The organism is Xanthomonas sp. SHU 308 (assembly GCF_000364645.1).
In the GTDB taxonomy this organism is placed as follows: domain Bacteria; phylum Pseudomonadota; class Gammaproteobacteria; order Xanthomonadales; family Xanthomonadaceae; genus Xanthomonas_A; species Xanthomonas_A sontii.
In genome coordinates, this window is the sequence record NZ_AQOK01000517.1 from 1 (window position 1) to 2,296 (window position 2,296).

The 2,296-nt window shown below is 69.9% G+C and carries 2 protein-coding genes and 1 pseudogene; all 3 read left to right on the forward strand.

The genetic code is table 11. The features are described 5' to 3' along the window. Positions 1-713, forward strand: a pseudogene (locus tag D588_RS0115500) (hypothetical protein); the annotation flags it as partial. 143 nt (positions 714-856) lie between these two features. After that, positions 857-2,047: a GGDEF domain-containing protein gene (locus D588_RS0115505; RefSeq protein ID WP_017916636.1), complete on the forward strand. Its 1,191-nt coding sequence runs from the start codon at positions 857-859 to the stop codon at positions 2,045-2,047. Between the two features lie 43 nt (positions 2,048-2,090). Then, positions 2,091-2,296, forward strand: a 206-nt coding sequence (locus D588_RS0115510) for a Rieske 2Fe-2S domain-containing protein (RefSeq protein ID WP_026143764.1), incomplete at its 3' end; no start/stop codon positions are given.

Below are 2,296 nucleotides of genomic sequence, written 5' to 3' on the forward strand. Positions count from 1 at the left end.
TGGATGCCGCACGCGCGCGCTGGCCCGACCACGCGCTGTGGTTCCGCTCGCTCAACGCGGTGGATACGCCGCAGTGGCTGCACGCGCTGCAGGCCGAAGGCTTCACCCTGATCGGCAGCCGCCAGGTCTACCTGTACGAAGACTGGCCGCGACTGCTGCGCCATCGCGACCTGGCCCGCGACCTCAAACTGGTCGACCGCCGCGACCTGCAGCGCTGCGGCAACGACGCCATCGGCGAGGCCGACTATGCGCGCATCGCCGCGCTGTATGCGCAGCTGTATCTGGAGAAATATTCGCACTGCAATCCGTCCTACCACGCCGACTTCCTGCGCGCCTGGCACCGCGCCGGGCTGCTGCGCTTCGACGGCTTCCGCGACGGCGACGGGCAACTGGTCTGCATCACCGGCCTGTTCGGCATCGGCGGCACCGTCACCGCACCGATCGTCGGCTACGACCTGCACCTGCCGCAGCGGCTGGCGCTGTACCGCACCCTCACCGCCTGCGGCATCGACCATGCGCGACGGTATGGCCAGCGCCTCAACCAGAGCGCCGGCGCGGCCAGTTTCAAGCGCCAGCGCGGCGGCATGCCGGTCATCGAGTACAGCGCGGTCGATGCGCGCCACCTGCCGCTGCGGCGACGCCAGCCGATCGCCGCGCTCGGCGCCCTGACCCGGCGCATCGGTGTCCCGCTGATGCGCCAGTACCGGCTATGAGGCCAGGCAGCGCCACGCCCGAAGGCGGGCCGTAATCGTTTTCAGCGTCGATCGCGCATGCCGCGTCGGCTGCCCGACACTGGCACTGGCATATACTTTGCTGCATCTGCAACACCTCATCGCCGCTGCGGCCCGGAACATCTGTGGAATGGATTGCGCATCTGGCCCATGCCGGCACCTTGCTGATCGTCAACGCATTGCTCGCGGCAGTGTCCTCGGCGATGTTCCTGGCGCTGTACGTCACCGGCCGCAAGGAACGGCACGCCCGCAGCCTGTTGCTGCTGACGCTGAGCTACGCCGTGTTCACCCTGGGCTTCGGCACCCTGCTGGCGCCGGCCTGGCACTACATGGAAGTCTGGGTCGCGCCCGCCGGCAACGTCACCCTCGACGTGGCCACCGCACTGACACTGGTGGCGGTAAACGCCTACCTGCGACGCCCACTGCTGCAGTGGACATTGCTGGTCCCGATCGCGCTGCTCTGCGTGCTGGAACTCTACAGCCTGCACTACACAGGCCTCGATCACCGCATCATGGTGATCTTCGGCGGCCTGGTACGCGGCATGCTGACCCTGGCCACCGCGGTGGCGCTGTGGCGACACGCCGACAGCACCGTGCGCACGCCGGCGCGCTTCACGGCCGTCTTCCATTTCCTGTGGGCCGGCATGGTCGGGCTGCGGGTGGTCTGGTGGGCCTTCCATCCCGACGTCGATACCAGCTACGACCCGACCACCAACTTCGGCCTGCTCTCGCGCATCGTGCTGACCGCCAGCATCACCCCCGGCTTCCTGTGGATGCTGACCCGCGAAATGAACGCGGAACTGCGGCGGCACGCCTCGCAGGATCCGCTCACCGGGGTGACCAACCGCCGGGTGATGTGGGAGCGCGGCGAGGCGGCGACCCTCGATGCCGCACGCAAGCGGGCGTCGATCGCGGTGCTGATGATCGACGTGGACCATTTCAAGGCGATCAACGACCGCTTCGGCCATGCGGTCGGCGACCAGGTGCTGGTCGCCATCGCGCAGACCCTGACGCAGCACATCCGCATGCCGGACCTGCTGGCGCGCATCGGCGGCGAGGAGTTCATGGTGCTGATTCCGCAGGGCGACGAGGCGTCGGTGCGCGATCTCGCCGAACGCCTGCGGCGGCGCATCGAGCAGCAACAGATCGATGCCGCGCCGGAGGCGCCGCTGGTGTGCACGGTGAGCATCGGCTACTGCCTGTCGTCGCCCGGGGCGCAGGCGTCCTGGCAGACCCTGGTGCTGGCCGCCGACCAGGCGCTGTACGCGGCCAAGCGCGCCGGCCGCAACCGGGTCGCCGGCACCACCATCACATGAACGCGCGCGGCGCGCGGCACACCACGCGCGTGGCGCCGGCGGCATGAGCGCCTGGCATCCGTCCCTGTACCGGCAGTGGTTCGCCGTCGCCCCCGCCACGGCGTTGCGGCGCCAGCCGCTGGCGGTGTCGGTGATGGACCGGCATGCGGCGATCGCGCGTTGCGCCGATGGCGGCCTGCTGGCGCTGGAAGACCGCTGCCCGCACCGGCACGCGCCGCTGTCGGCCGGCTGCGCCACCGGCGACGGCCT